Source organism: Actinomyces sp. MRS3W (assembly GCF_032465695.1).
Classification (GTDB): domain Bacteria; phylum Actinomycetota; class Actinomycetes; order Actinomycetales; family Actinomycetaceae; genus Actinomyces.
Map to the genome: position 1 here is coordinate 1 of NZ_JAWDJJ010000010.1, position 12,993 is coordinate 12,993.

Annotated in this window: 11 protein-coding genes, 2 pseudogenes and 1 riboswitch; of the genes and pseudogenes, 11 read left to right on the forward strand and 2 right to left on the reverse strand. The window is 67.9% G+C overall.

Going from position 1 to position 12,993, the window contains the following annotated elements:
- The 9 genes and pseudogenes from RWX45_RS00160 to RWX45_RS00200 form a co-directional block, all read left to right on the forward strand.
- A pseudogene (locus RWX45_RS00160) lies at positions 1–284 on the forward strand (hypothetical protein); the annotation flags it as partial.
- Positions 283–380: riboswitch (ZMP/ZTP riboswitch) on the forward strand. Its footprint overlaps the pseudogene before it by 2 nt.
- Positions 381–405: 25 nt before the next feature.
- Positions 406–2,115: a bifunctional phosphoribosylaminoimidazolecarboxamide formyltransferase/IMP cyclohydrolase gene (gene purH / locus RWX45_RS00165; RefSeq protein WP_316021777.1), complete on the forward strand. Its 1,710-nt coding sequence runs from the start codon at positions 406–408 to the stop codon at positions 2,113–2,115.
- A 57-nt stretch (positions 2,116–2,172) separates the two neighbouring features.
- The gene (locus tag RWX45_RS00170) at positions 2,173–2,529 is read left to right on the forward strand and encodes a hypothetical protein (RefSeq protein ID WP_316021778.1); all 357 of its coding nucleotides are present in this window, start codon (positions 2,173–2,175) and stop codon (positions 2,527–2,529) included.
- Positions 2,530–2,696: 167 nt separating this feature from the next.
- Complete coding sequence (locus tag RWX45_RS00175; protein ID WP_316021787.1) at positions 2,697–4,031, forward strand: dicarboxylate/amino acid:cation symporter; 1,335 nt, start codon at positions 2,697–2,699, stop codon at positions 4,029–4,031.
- A gap of 156 nt (positions 4,032–4,187) precedes the next feature.
- Positions 4,188–5,174 carry a malate dehydrogenase gene (locus RWX45_RS00180; RefSeq protein WP_316021779.1) on the forward strand — a complete coding sequence of 329 codons (987 nt, stop codon included), beginning with the start codon at positions 4,188–4,190 and terminating at the stop codon, positions 5,172–5,174.
- Positions 5,175–5,384: 210 nt separating this feature from the next.
- Entirely contained in the window at positions 5,385–6,725 is a 1,341-nt protein-coding gene (locus RWX45_RS00185; protein WP_316021780.1) for an ABC transporter substrate-binding protein, read from the forward strand.
- A gap of 166 nt (positions 6,726–6,891) precedes the next feature.
- Complete coding sequence (locus tag RWX45_RS00190) at positions 6,892–7,824, forward strand: sugar ABC transporter permease (RefSeq protein ID WP_316021781.1); 933 nt, start codon at positions 6,892–6,894, stop codon at positions 7,822–7,824.
- A 2-nt stretch (positions 7,825–7,826) separates the two neighbouring features.
- Entirely contained in the window at positions 7,827–8,702 is an 876-nt protein-coding gene (locus RWX45_RS00195) for a carbohydrate ABC transporter permease (RefSeq protein WP_316021782.1), read from the forward strand.
- A 31-nt stretch (positions 8,703–8,733) separates the two neighbouring features.
- Positions 8,734–9,033 (forward strand): hypothetical protein, encoded by a 300-nt coding sequence (locus tag RWX45_RS00200; protein ID WP_316021783.1) that lies wholly within the window; start codon positions 8,734–8,736, stop codon positions 9,031–9,033.
- A gap of 103 nt (positions 9,034–9,136) precedes the next feature.
- On the opposite strand, the gene RWX45_RS00205 is transcribed toward RWX45_RS00200, so the two are convergent.
- Positions 9,137–9,628 (reverse strand): hypothetical protein, encoded by a 492-nt coding sequence (locus RWX45_RS00205; RefSeq protein ID WP_410050654.1) that lies wholly within the window; start codon positions 9,626–9,628, stop codon positions 9,137–9,139.
- Positions 9,629–9,813: 185 nt separating this feature from the next.
- On the opposite strand from RWX45_RS00205, the gene RWX45_RS00210 reads away from it, so the two are divergent.
- Positions 9,814–10,122, forward strand: coding sequence for a GntR family transcriptional regulator (locus RWX45_RS00210; RefSeq protein WP_316021785.1), 309 nt, complete (start codon positions 9,814–9,816; stop codon positions 10,120–10,122).
- Positions 10,123–10,172: 50 nt separating this feature from the next.
- Here the strand turns inward: RWX45_RS00210 and RWX45_RS00215 are convergent, their stop codons facing one another.
- A complete protein-coding gene (locus tag RWX45_RS00215; RefSeq protein ID WP_316021786.1) occupies positions 10,173–11,609 on the reverse strand; it encodes a hypothetical protein in 1,437 nt (478 codons plus the stop codon).
- Between the two features lie 488 nt (positions 11,610–12,097).
- On the opposite strand from RWX45_RS00215, the pseudogene RWX45_RS00220 reads away from it, so the two are divergent.
- Positions 12,098–12,993 (forward strand): annotated as a pseudogene (locus RWX45_RS00220) (hypothetical protein); the annotation flags it as partial.

Sequence of the window (12,993 nt, forward strand, 5' to 3'; positions counted from 1 at the left end):
ACGTCGGCCCGCGCAGCGGTTACGTGGCCGCGATCATCGGGCTCACGGTGGGCGTGGGCGTGGGCCTGGTGGCGGTGCTGCTGCATCCGCGTACCCGCGTGCTGACCCGCCGCGGGGTGGAGGCCACCGCCACTGCTACCGCGGCCGCTGCCGGAAGCGCCCGCGAGCACCTCAAAGCACGGACCGATTCTCTGCGTGCCCCCCGTGACCAGGACTCGCAGACGGAGACGGAGCGGCCGGACGAACCGCGAGACCTGCCTTCGGACGGGGCGGGTATAAGCTGATCCCGGCCGCAACTGGCGAGGGTGGTGCACCACCGGGGAGCGGCCCACCGGATACCGGTAACCCTCATCGGGGCGTCGCCCGCCTGGGCGTCCCGACGCTACCGGCATATCAGGAGCATGCGTGACCAGCCAGACCCAGCCCTCTTCCCACCCCGCCGACGCCGCAGGTGCCCGCGACCGCATCCCGATCCGGCGCGCCCTGGTGTCCGTCTATGACAAGACCGGCCTCACCGACCTGGCCGCCTCCCTGGTCGCCCACGGCGTCGAGATCGTGTCCACCGGCTCCACTGCGGCCACCATTGCCGACGCCGGCCTGCCCGTCACCCGAGTCGAGGACGTGACCGGTTTCCCCGAGTGCCTCGATGGGCGCGTCAAGACGCTCCACCCGCACCTGCATGCCGGCATCCTCGCCGACCGGCGCAAGCCTGAGCACGTCGCCCAGCTGGAGGAGCTCGGCGTCACCCCCGTCGACCTCGTGGTCGTCAACCTGTACCCCTTCACCCAGACGGTTGCCTCCGGCGCCGATTTCGACGCCTGCGTGGAGCAGATCGACATCGGCGGTCCCGCCATGGTGCGCGCCGCCGCTAAGAACCATCCGTCGGTCGCTGTCGTCGTCGATCCCGCCCGCTACGCAGAGGTGGCCGACGCCGTCGCGGCCGGCGGCTTCACCCTCGCCCAGCGCCGCACCCTGGCCGCCGGGGCATTCGCCCACACCGCGGCCTACGACACCGCCGTTGCCTCTTGGCTGGCGGAGCAGGTCGAGACCGACGCAACTGAGGCCGACGCCGCTGGCGGGGTCACCCCGGCGCTGCCGGCTTATGTGGGGGACGCCTACACCCGCCTGGCCACCCTGCGCTACGGCGAGAACCCCCACCAGCGTGCCGCCGTCTACGCCGCCGCGGCGGCACCGGGCACCGGCGTGGCCGGGGCCCGCCAGCTGTCCGGCAAGGCCATGAGCTACAACAACTACACCGACACCGACGCCGCGGTGCGCGCCGCCTACGACCATGGCGAGGACACCTGTGTGGCTATCATCAAGCACGCCAACCCCTGCGGTGTGGCCGTCTCCGCCACGGGTGACGTCGCCGAGGCGCACCGCAAGGCCCACGCCTGCGATCCCGTCTCCGCATACGGCGGCGTGATCGCCACCAACGTGCCCGTCACCGCCGCCATGGCCCGCCAGATCAAGCCCATCTTCACCGAGGTTATCGCCGCGCCCGCCTACGAGGACGAGGCCGTGGAGATCTTGTCGACCAAGAAGAACCTGCGCATTCTGGTGGTTCAGCCGCCCGCGCGCGGCGGGTGGGAGGTCAAGCAGATCTCCGGTGGCGCTGTCGTGCAAGAACGCGACCGGGTCGCGGCCAGCGGCGACTCGCCGGCGGGCTGGACCCTGGTATCCGGCGAGGCCGCCGATGCCGCTACCCTCGCCGACCTCGCCTTCGCCTGGCGTACCGTCCGCGCCGTGCGCTCCAACGCGATCCTCTTGGCCGCTGACGGCGCCACTGTCGGCGTGGGCATGGGACAGGTCAACCGTGTGGACTCCTGCAAACTGGCCGTTGAGCGCGCCAACACCCTGGGGGCGCGTGCCACCGGTGACGCTGCCGGCGGGGCTGAGACCGCGGCCGCGGCCGCTCCCGAGCGTGCGCGCGGTGCCGTCGCCGCCTCGGATGCCTTTTTCCCCTTCGCCGACGGCCTCCAGGTGCTCATCGACGCCGGCGTGCGCGCCGTCGTCCAGCCGGGCGGCTCCATCCGCGACGAGGAGGTCATTGCCGCAGCCCAGGCGGCGGGCGTGACCATGTACCTCACCGGCACCCGCCACTTCGCACACTGACCGCGGCCGCGAATACGGAACGCGGGGTCCGCGGGGGGAGCGGCTAAGGTAGCGGTTGTGACCGACTATAACCAGGCGGTCGACGGGACGCCGTCGACCGGTGAGTGCGCCGATTCGCCTGCCGCCGCTGCGGGCGACCGGCCCGGCCGCATCCAGCCCTACCGCACCCTCGCAGTCGTCGCAGTCGGGGTCTGGCTGGCGGCGGTACCGGTGCTGTCCTTGCTGGGACACCGCCGCGTCGCCATTATCTGGCTCGGTGTGGAGGTCCTCGCTCTGGCTCTCATTCGCCTGCAACGTCCCAACGGCACCTGGATCGCCGCACGTGGGCGCCTATTCGATGTGATTTTCGGGGTAGCGCTGGCCGTCGGCCTGTTCGCCCTGTCCTACTACGCGAATCTGCCCCGCGCCCAGTGAGCCGACCGCTCCGTGGTACCGCCGCGCACGGTGAGAGGCGCCTGTGGCATGCTGCCGCCGACAGGATGGTCCCCAACCATTTTCATCCCTAGCCGAAAGGCAACAACAGTATGAGCAACCGACCCCCGCGTCCCGAAGGCTCCGCGCAACCGGCGTCCCCGGGCACCATCCGCAGGTTCCTGGCCAAGGGCGGCATCCTGGTCTGGGTGCTTGCCGCGATCATCCTGGCCCTGGTACTCGGCTCTATCCGGGTCGGCGGCGGCCACCTCATCCCCGTTCCGGTCGGCCGCATCTTCGCCACCTTCTCGGACCTGTTCAGCCAGTTCCTGTCATTCTCGATCCCGCTTATCATCATCGGCCTGGTCACCCCGGCCATCGCCGATCTGGGGCGTGGCGCCGGTCGCTGGCTGGCCGTGACCGCGGCCATCGCCTACAGCTCGACCGTTTTTGCCGGCTTCGTCACCTACCTGGCATGCGCGGCCGTTCTGCCCCGCCTCCTGAGCGGGACCACGCTCAGCGACGTCGAGGAGCCGGGCAGCGCCCTGGAGACCTACTTCAGCGTGGAGATGCCCGCCGCGGTCAGCGTCATGACTGCGCTGCTGCTCAGCTTCGTCATCGGCATCGGTCTGTCCATGGTGCCGCGCGGCGTACTGCGCAAAGGCTTCATCGAGTTCCGTGCCATCATCACCTCGCTCATTGAGCGGATCATCATTCCGCTGCTGCCTCTGCACATCTTCGGCATCTTCCTCAACCTCACCTACACCGGCGAGGCCTGGGCGATCATGCGCACGCTGCTGCGGGTAGTTGTCGTGGTGCTGGTGCTGGAGGTCGTCATCCTCGGCGTCCAGTACCTCGTGGCCGGAGCGGTCGGGCGCAGGAACCCCTTCAAGGCGCTGGCCACCATGCTGCCCGCCTACCTCACTGCCCTGGGCACCTCCTCGTCCGCGGCCACCATCCCGGTGACGCTGCGGCAGGCGCGTAAGAACGGTGTGGCCGACGCCGTTGCCTCCTTCACCGTGCCGCTGTGCGCCACCATCCACCTGGCGGGCTCCACCTCAAAGATTTTCGCCTTTGCTTTCGCCATCGCCCTCACCCAGGGCATTAACGTCTCCGCTGCCCAGTGGGTCGGCTTCATCTTCATGCTCGGCATCACCATGGTGGCCGCCCCCGGTGTGCCCGGCGGCGCCATCATGGCCGCGACCGGTCTGCTGTCCAGCATGCTCGGCTTCGACGACGCCCAGGTAGCCCTCATGATCGCCACCTACATCGCCCTGGACGCCTTCGGCACCGCCACTAACGTCACCGGCGACGGCGCCATTGCCATCGTCATCGACCGGCTCGCCCACGGACGCATCGGTCCCGAGGGCGACCCGGAGAACACCCGCGAGCTCGCCTTCGACGGCATGAAGTACCTCGACCGCGTCAGCGTTGACGGCGTCGTCACCCAGGAAGAGCTGGAGGCCTCCGCCGCTGCGGCCGGCCCCAACGCCGTCAGCCGCTGACGCGCGGAGCTGCGGCTCACGGCCGGGGTGTTGCCCAGATCTCGTCCGCGCTCGGCGTCGGCTCCGGCCATCGTCCCAGCGACCGACACAGGTTACGGCATAGGCTTGGCACACCGGCCCCCGCGGCCCGAACTGACTGTCTCGAAGGAGTCCTTCATGGCCAACGCCCCCGTCAACGTCACCGTCACCGGCGCAGCCGGCAACATCGGTTATGCGCTGCTGTTCCGCATCGCCTCCGGTGCCCTGCTCGGCCCCGACCAGCGCATCAACCTGCGCCTGCTCGAGATCCCGCAGGCCGTCAAGGCCGCTGAGGGTACGGCCATGGAGCTGTTCGACTCGGCCTTCTCCACGCTCGGCTCCGTTGACATCTTCGACGACCCCAAGCAGGCCTTCGAGGGCGCCAACATCGCCTTCCTCGTCGGCTCGATGCCCCGCAAGGCCGGTATGGAGCGCTCCGACCTGCTGTCCGCCAACGGCGGCATCTTCGGCCCCCAGGGTGAGGCGCTCGGCGCCGGCGCCGCTGACGACATCAAGGTGCTGGTGGTCGGCAACCCCGCCAACACCAACGCGCTCATCGCCGCCTCGCACGCCGGTGACATCCCCGCCTCCCGCTTCACCGCGATGACCCGCCTCGACCACAACCGCGCCCTGGCCCAGCTCGCCGCTAAGGCGGGCTGCCACGTCTCGGACATCGACAAGGTCACCGTCTGGGGCAACCACTCCTCCACCCAGTACCCCGACCTCACGCACGCCACCATCAAGGGCGAGCCGATCACGGACATTCTGGCCGACCGCGACTGGGTCGAGAACGACTTCATCCCCACCGTCGCTAAGCGCGGTGCCGCCATCATCGATGCCCGGGGCGCCTCCTCGGCCGCCTCTGCTGCCTCCGCCGCCATCGACCACGTCCACGACTGGTGCCTGGGCACCACCTCATCCTGGACCTCCGCCTCCATCATGTCGGACGGCTCCTACGGGGTGCCCGAGGGCATCATCTCCTCCTTCCCCTGCACCTCCGAGAACGGAGAGTGGAAGATCGTCCAGGGCCTGGAGATCGACGACTTCTCCCGCGCCAAGATTGACGCCTCCGCCGCGGAGCTCGTGGAGGAGAAGAACGCCGTCGCCAGCATGGGACTCATCTGACCTTCCCATCGGCAACTGAGGGCCCCGGTTCTGCGAGGAGCCGGGGCCCTCGTTTACCCTGATGCAAGCTGTCAATAAGCATGTTTGTCCGGTCCTTGCTCTATACTTGAGAGGCTTCACGCACCCGGGTCGGGGTTGACAAGGTGCTCAGTCGGCACTGCCGCCGCCCCGACTTTCCGTTAGAAACAGCGTCGTTTCGAGGAGAACATCATGCGTCATCCCCTTCTATCCCGTCGGCAGGCCCTCGTCGGCTTGTCGGCCACCGCAGTCCTGGCCACCCTCGCTGCTTGCGGTACCACCGGTACCGAGGAGTCCGGCTCCGATTCGGGCTCTGCTCCGGCCGCCGCCGTCGGCGAGGGCGATGACAGCCAGGTCGACGTCGTCACCTGGTGGTCGGCAGGATCCGAGAAGGAGGGCCTGGCGGCCCTGGTCAAGGTTTTCGAGGAGCAGTTCCCGAACACGAAGTTCGAGAACAAGGCCGTCTCCGGTGGCGGCGGCTCCCAAGCCAAGCAGAAGCTGGCAGCCGACCTGGCAGCAGGCAACCCGCCGGACACCTACCAGGCACACGCCGGTGCGGAAATCCAGGCCGATATCGAGGCCGGCTACCTGTTGGACATTTCCTCTCTGTATGACGAGTTCGGCCTCAACGACGCCTTCCCCGAGACCCTCATCGACCGCCTCAAGGACTCCGAGGGTGCCATCTACTCCATCCCGTCCAACGTGCACCGCAATAACGTCGTGTGGGCATCCATCGAGGTACTCAAGGCGGCGGGCCTGGACCCGGACACCCCCGCCACGGACATCGACGGCTGGATCGCGGACATGGAGAAGATCGAGGCCGCCGGCTACACGCCCATCACCATGGGTATGGCCTGGACCCAGCTCGGCCTGCTCGAATCCGTCCTCATCGCCGATCTTGGGGCCGAAGGCTACTCCGGGCTCTTCGACGGCAGCACCGACTGGAATGGCAGCGAGGTCACGGCCGCGCTCCAGCACTACGAAACCATCATCGGCTTCACCGACAAGTCCCTGTACACCGAGGACTGGGAGCCGGCCATGCAGCCGATCTTCGACAACCGGGCCGCCTACAACGTCATGGGCGACTGGGCCGTTGCCGGCTTTGATGCCGCCGGGCTGACCGCGGGTACCGACTACACCTACTTCCCGGTCCCCGGCACCGACGGCATCTTCGATTTCCTCGCCGATGCCTTCGCCCTCACCGACGGCGGTCCCCACCCCGGCGGCGGCAAGAACTGGCTCCAGTGCATCTCCACCAAGGAGGGGCAGATCGCCTTCAATACGGTCAAGGGGTCCATCCCGTCGCGCTCCGACCTCACCGACGAGGAGAAGGCTCAGTTCTCCGAGTACCAGCAATCCGCCATGGAGTCCTTCAGCCAGGACACGATCGTCTCCTCGATCGCCCATGGCGCCGCCTTACCGACCAAGGCCTCTGATGCGATGAACGACGCCCTGACGAAGTTCGCGCAGGGGGCCTCCGACGTGGCCACGCTCCAGTCCGAACTGGCGGCGGCATACGCCTCGGTGGTCTGACAACCCGGCGTCTGGTAGGGCGATAACGCCGCCCTGCCAGACGCCGGAACCCCTGCCTCCCAATCTCTTCCAGACCGCAGTCCCCCCCGGCAGCGGGCGGCACCAGTGCCGTCGGCCCACGCCGTCGGGGCTGCGGCCCCGCAGTCGATGCATCCGAAGGACTATCGTGAGCACTCAAGCGAGACCGACTACCCGGCGCAAGCAGGCGAACTGGAGGAAGTGGGGACCCGGCCTGCTGCTCATCTCGCCGTCCCTCATCCTCGTGGGCATTTTCGTCTACGGCATGATCGGCGTGAACATCAACACCTCCCTGCTGGACATGCACACCGCGGCGCAGGTGTCCGGCAGGAAGTCCTCCCACGTGGTCGGCCTGGAGAACTTCATCAACCTGTTCAAGAACCCGAACTTCCAGCACTCCTTCCTCAACCTCATCCTGTTCACCATCACCTTCTTGGCCGGGACCCTCGTGATCGGCTTCGTGTGGGCGTGGCTGCTGGACAAACCGATTAAGGGCGAGGGTCTCTTCCGCTCGGTGTTCCTGTTCCCCATGGCCGTGTCCTTCGTGGCCTCTGGTGTGGTATGGCGGTGGCTACTGAACTCCGCCCAGGGGGCGCAGGCCTCCGGGCTCAACCGCCTGTTCGAGATGATGGGGTTGCGGTTCCTGGAGAACAGCTGGACGCAGAACATCACCTTCGGCATCCTCGCCATCGCCATCCCCGCGATCTGGCAGCTGGCCGGGTACGTCATGGCCCTGTTCCTGGCGGGCTTTCGCGGCATCGACGACGATCTGCGCGATGCCGCCCGCGTCGACGGCGCCAATGAGTGGCAGCTGTACAAGTCGATCATCTTCCCCCAACTCACGCCGATCGCCCTGAGCGCCGTCATCATCATCGGCCACATGTCCCTGAAGTCCTTCGACCTCATCATGTCCATCACGGACCAGCGCACCTACTCCACGAAGGTGCCCGCCATCGACATGTTCAACTTCATGACGGATAACGACTACTCCAACGCCGCGGCGGTCGGCACGATCCTGCTGGTCGTCGTCGCTATCGCGGTCATCCCGTACCTCATTCACGACGCGAAGGGCAGGTCCTGATCATGGCTGCCGACGCCAGCGTCCTCACCGCCAGACGTCCCGTCGCCCGGACCCGTGGCATCGCCTGGGGCAGGGTGCTGCGCTACGTGCTGCTGCTACTGTCCCTCATCTTCGTGCTCATTCCCGTGTACGTCCTGTTCGTCACGTCGTTCAAGAACGGCGCCGAAGCCTCGCCGGCTACCACCTGGTACCTGCCAGACAGTTGGGACACCACCAACTGGGCCAATGCGTGGAATGAACTCAAGGGCGGCCTGGTGCGCTCCCTCGCACTCGTCATCCCCTCCTCGCTCATCTCCGCGATGCTCGGTTCCGCCAACGGCTTCGTGCTGTCCAAGTGGCGTTTCCCGGGGGCGAATGTAGTCTTCACCCTCATCCTGTTCGGCATGTTCATCCCCTACCAGGCGGTCATGATCCCGTTGATGCGCCTGGTGACCGGCGTGGGCCTCGGCTTCGGCATCCCGACGCTCATCCTCATGCACGTGGTCTATGGCATCCCCATCTGCACGCTCATCTTCCGCAACTACTACGAGACCATCCCCGATGAACTCATCGAGGCGGCCAGCGTGGATGGTGCGGGAATGCTGCGCACCTACTTCTCCGTGGTGCTGCCCATCTCAGTGCCCAGCTTCGTGGTGGTCATCATCTGGCAGTTCACCAGCGCGTGGAATGACTTCCTGTTCGCTTTGTTCTTCGGCGGCGGGGCCCAGTCCGGGCCGGTGACCCTGGCGCTCAACAACCTGGCACACGGGTCGATCATGGCCGACTACGGCGCCTCCATGTCCGGTGCGCTCATCGCGTCGGTGCCGACGCTGCTCGTGTACATCTTCCTCGGCAAGTACTTCGTCGGCGGTCTCATGGCCGGCTCCGTCAAGGGGTGAACCGGGCCCCGCGTGGCATTACAGTCAGCACATGGCACGTCACGGATCCCGGAGCTCCAAACGCCCCTACGGGGCCGGACACAGGCCCCTGGACATGAGCCGACTGGAATCCTTGCCGCGCACCCAGACCGGCCCCGGGGGCGCCGAGTTCACGGTGCGTCGCGTGCGCGGCGGGGCCAAGACCTACATCTGCCCCGGCTGCAATCAGACGATCTCCGCCGGCACGCCGCATGTTGTGGCGTGGAGCAATGAGTCGCTGTTCGGGCCGGAACGCGGTCTGGAGGAGCGTCGGCATTGGCACACCTCCTGCTGGGAGCGGGGGCTATGGTGACCCGCGCGCGGGCCTCGTCGTCGCCTCGCACTGCGTCAAGCCCGGCCGGCCCTCAAGTACCAGCGCGTCTCGTCCCCGCCGCTTTCGGCACCCACCCAACCATCTACGCCAGGGGCTCGGGGGAACGCTCCTCCCAGCCGGGCAGCAGACGATCCAGAGCCGTGCGCAGCGGCACGATGTCGCCGTCGCGGCCGCCCTCGCCAATGGTCAGGGGTACCGGTTCGTTCCGCGGCGTCACCCCGAACAGACGATCGCGCACGGTCAACGGCTGGGTGAGGATGTAGAAGCGGCCAGCGGTGTCGATGGCCACCGACTGATCATTGCGCAGGTACCAGCCGGTCAGCGGGGTGCGCGCCGTTCCACCGCCGTAACCCTTGACCCGCAGCCGCGTCGGCTCCAGTCCCTCGGCGAGGGCGACGTTGAGGAACAGAGCAACGATTCGCGCCGCCCGTTGATGCTCCGCTTGCTGGCGTGCCTGGAGCATACGTGCCCGCTCGGTGGCGGCCTCACGACGTCGCTGCGCCCAGCCGGGCGCCCCGGAGGCGTTCTGGTCGCCGGTGGCAGGGTCGGTGGGGGAAGAGTCGGGGTCCGCGATAGGCATGCACGTAGCCTACGAGGCGGCAGAAATCTGTGGTGCCCTCCGTCCATTTGCCGCACACTAGAGGTATGACCGCTTCCTGCCCAGACTCGGTACACCCTCCTCAGTCACCGACGCAACCACCCGAAAGCAGCCGCACTGCACGGCTTGACATTGAGGTGGACCCCGCGTCCAGCGAGCCCGTGTTCTGGCAAATCTGCACGGCGATCAGCGCCGACATTCAGACCGGCCGCCTCTCCCCGGGCACCCGGCTGCCTCCCACCCGCGCGCTCGCCGCACAGCTGAACATCGCGGTCAACACGGCGGCGAAGGCGTATCGGGAGTTGGAAACACAGGGCTACATCGAGGGCCGGGGACGGCGCGGCACGTTCGTCCGTGACCAGTCCGGAGTTGCGGGTGAACGCGAGGTGCTGCGGTTCGTTACCACCATGCACAGTCTGGGCGTCTCGGTAGAGGAGACGATCGGCATGGTGCGTCGCGCTTGGCCCTGATATGACGCGATATCAGAGCCAAGCCGCTGGGCCCTGCAGGCAAGGCAAGGCTAGACGCGCGCGTTCTCGCCGGATGCGTCGTCCTCAGCAATGGGCGTGTCGGCCGTACCGGCGCTTGAGGTATCAGCCGCGTCGCCCGCGTCCTGGCTGACATTGGTGTCTGCAGCGTCGAGGTCTTGCGCCTCGTCGTCGTGGAGCGCCTCGGTGATGACGTCGGAGAAAACCGGCGCCTGGGGTACCGCGTTGCCCAACACGCCGCGCATCTCCTCCAAGTAGCTGGCCACGGAGTCGCGCTGGCGCTCCAGCTCCTCCACGTCGCGGGCAGCTGCGGACTTCTCGGCGTCGGCGTCGGCGCGCGCATCCTCAACCAGCTGTTTGGCCTCTTCACGGGCCTGCCGCAGCATCTCCTCGGCCTGGCGGGCGGCTTCCTCCTGGCGGGCCTGAGCCGATTGGTCGGTTTGAGCCCGCACATTCTCGGCGCGCTCCAGCGCCTCCTGCAGCCGGGCCTCGGCATCGGCGGCCTGGGCCTGCGCCTGTTCGTGCATCTCGGCGATGCGGGCGCGTGCGGATTCATGTGCTGCCGCGTCCTCCTGCGCAGCGGCCTCGTGGGCGGCGGCGACATCAAGGGTCGCCTGCTGACGCAGCTCAGCGGCTTCGGCGCGTGCGGCCTCGGCGTCGGCCTGCGCCGACCGGCGCAGCTCTTCGGACTCGCGGCGGGCGGTGGTGAGCAGTTCCTCCGCCTCGGTGCGTGCCTTCTCGACGGCGCGATCGGCCTCTTCCCGGGCGGAGGTGAGGGTCGACTCGGCCTGTTCCGTCGACGTGCGGCGCAGCTCCTCGGCCTCCTGGGCGGCGGTGTCGCGCACGGTGGCGGCCTCCCGCTCGGCGGCGACGGTCAGCTCGGCGGCGGACTTCTTCGCCTCGGTGAGGACGACCTGCGCTTGTCGTTCGGCGGAGGCGCGTAGTTCAGTGGCGGCCGATTCGGCGTCGGCGGTGATCTGGGCGGCCCGGCGCTCGGCCGTGCCCACCAGCTCATCGGCCCGTGCCTGCGCGTTCGCTAGCGTCGTGCCCGCTTCGCTCTCGCTGCGCGAACGCAGCTCGCCGGCTTCCCGACGGGCGTCGGACAAGAGCGTGGCGGCTTCGGAGGAACTGCGTTCGGAGAGGTGAGCGGCGTTGGCGCGGGTGCGGGTGAGCAACGCGTTGGCCTCCGCGTTGGCCTTGGACAAGACGGAGGCGCTCTGCTCCTCGGCATTACGCAGCAGCTGCTCGATGCGCGAGCCGAGGCCCGCGTAAGTGGGTTTGTCGGTTTCACGTAGGCGTCGTTGGGCCTCGGCGAGTTCGCCGGCCAGGGTCATCGCCCGCTGATCCAGACTGGCGACCTCGCGTCGCGCATCCTGGAGTTGGCGATTGAGTGCTTCCAGTCGCTGGTCCACCTGCGCGCGATCGTATCCGCGCATGGTGATGGCGAACCCTTCGGTGTCCTCGGCCACGTCACTTCTCCTCCCGGGGGCCGGGTCGGGACGGCCCACGGCCCCAGACTAGCCCCTGCTTCATGCGCGTGGAATCGGCAAATTCTCAGCGTTCTCACGGGGTCCTCTCGGAGCTGGCCGGGGACACCGCGCGTGGTTCTCGTAGACGGCGGAAACCAGCGAGAACCGGGACGGGCGGCAGCGGTGCCGGTGACGCGATCGGCGAGCGTTGCGCGACACGCCCGGGGCGATGGCACGCTATCTGCGGCGCCCGTATCCGGTGCCACACGGCCCCCACGCGCTTCTGACAGGCCCCCGAGGCGGGTACGGTGGCCGGTGCTGGTAGCGTCGGAATCTGTGATCTTCGCCGAGAACGGTGCAAAGCGGCCGAAGTCGTGGGATTCTGACATATGGCTGCGTCAGGCATCGTTATGGTGCCGGTGCGAGTCACGCGCGCCCGCCGACCGTGTCGGCGAGTCCATGTCCACGAATCCGAGGAGAACTACGTCGTGAATCGACGGATCCTGAGCGTGATCATTGCCGTTCTTGGCCTGATCGCCATTGCCCTGGCAGTTTGCTCCGCCACCGTGTGGCGCCCAAGTTCCACTGCCCGGGCGACGCTCGCCCAGAGCCCCGACCAGCACTACGTCGTCACCGAGCCGGGCGTGCTCAGCCTTGTCGAATCCGACGTCGAGGTGACCGCCACCGCCGCGTCATCTGACCAGCAGGTTTTCATCGCCGTCGGGCACGACTACGACGTCGACGCTTGGCTCGCCTCCGACCCGTACATTTCGGTGACTGGCCTGACTGACTGGGACACGCTGGCCGCGCAGACGGTGACAACTTCCTGCCCTGAGGAAGCCGCCCCGGCGGCCACTGCAACCGACACGCCGACGGAGGCGGCGACTGAGGCGACGGCGCAGGCATCGCAGGATGCTGATGGCTGCACCGTGCTGGAGAACAGCGACGCCAACCCGGCCGACTCGGACCTGTGGATCGCCACCAAGACCGGTACCGGCTCGGCCACGCTTGAACTGGATGCCGCCAGCTCCGACCTGGTCGTGCTGGTGGCCACCGATGGTGCCTCCGATGCCCCCCAGCTGTCGCTGTCGTGGCCGCGGCATGTGAGCACCCCCTGGCTCATTCCGGGCCTCGTTGTCGGTGGTCTGGCGCTGTTGGTGGGCGTCTTCCTGTTCCTCATTGACATCCAGATGCGGCGCGCCGACGAACAGCGGCGTGCCCGCGCTGCTGAGCGTGCCGCTCGCATGGCGCAGGCGGATTCGGTCGACACCGTGGGCATTCCCCAGATCGGTGATCCCAACCGTCCGCTCACCCGTCGGGAGCAGCGGGACAAGGAGCGCGCCGAGGAGGCCGGAGAGGAGTGGGTTGACCCACGCACCGGCAC

What these genes read in the sequence shown, in the direction of transcription:
- RWX45_RS00180 (WP_316021779.1), top strand. Translation starts at nt 4,188, where the DNA reads ATGGCCAACGCCCCCGTCAACGTCACCGTCACCGGCGCAGCCGGCAAC.
- RWX45_RS00185 (WP_316021780.1), top strand. Translation starts at nt 5,385, where the DNA reads ATGCGTCATCCCCTTCTATCCCGTCGGCAGGCCCTCGTCGGCTTGTCG.
- RWX45_RS00195 (WP_316021782.1), top strand. Translation starts at nt 7,827, where the DNA reads ATGGCTGCCGACGCCAGCGTCCTCACCGCCAGACGTCCCGTCGCCCGG.
- RWX45_RS00200 (WP_316021783.1), top strand. Translation starts at nt 8,734, where the DNA reads ATGGCACGTCACGGATCCCGGAGCTCCAAACGCCCCTACGGGGCCGGA.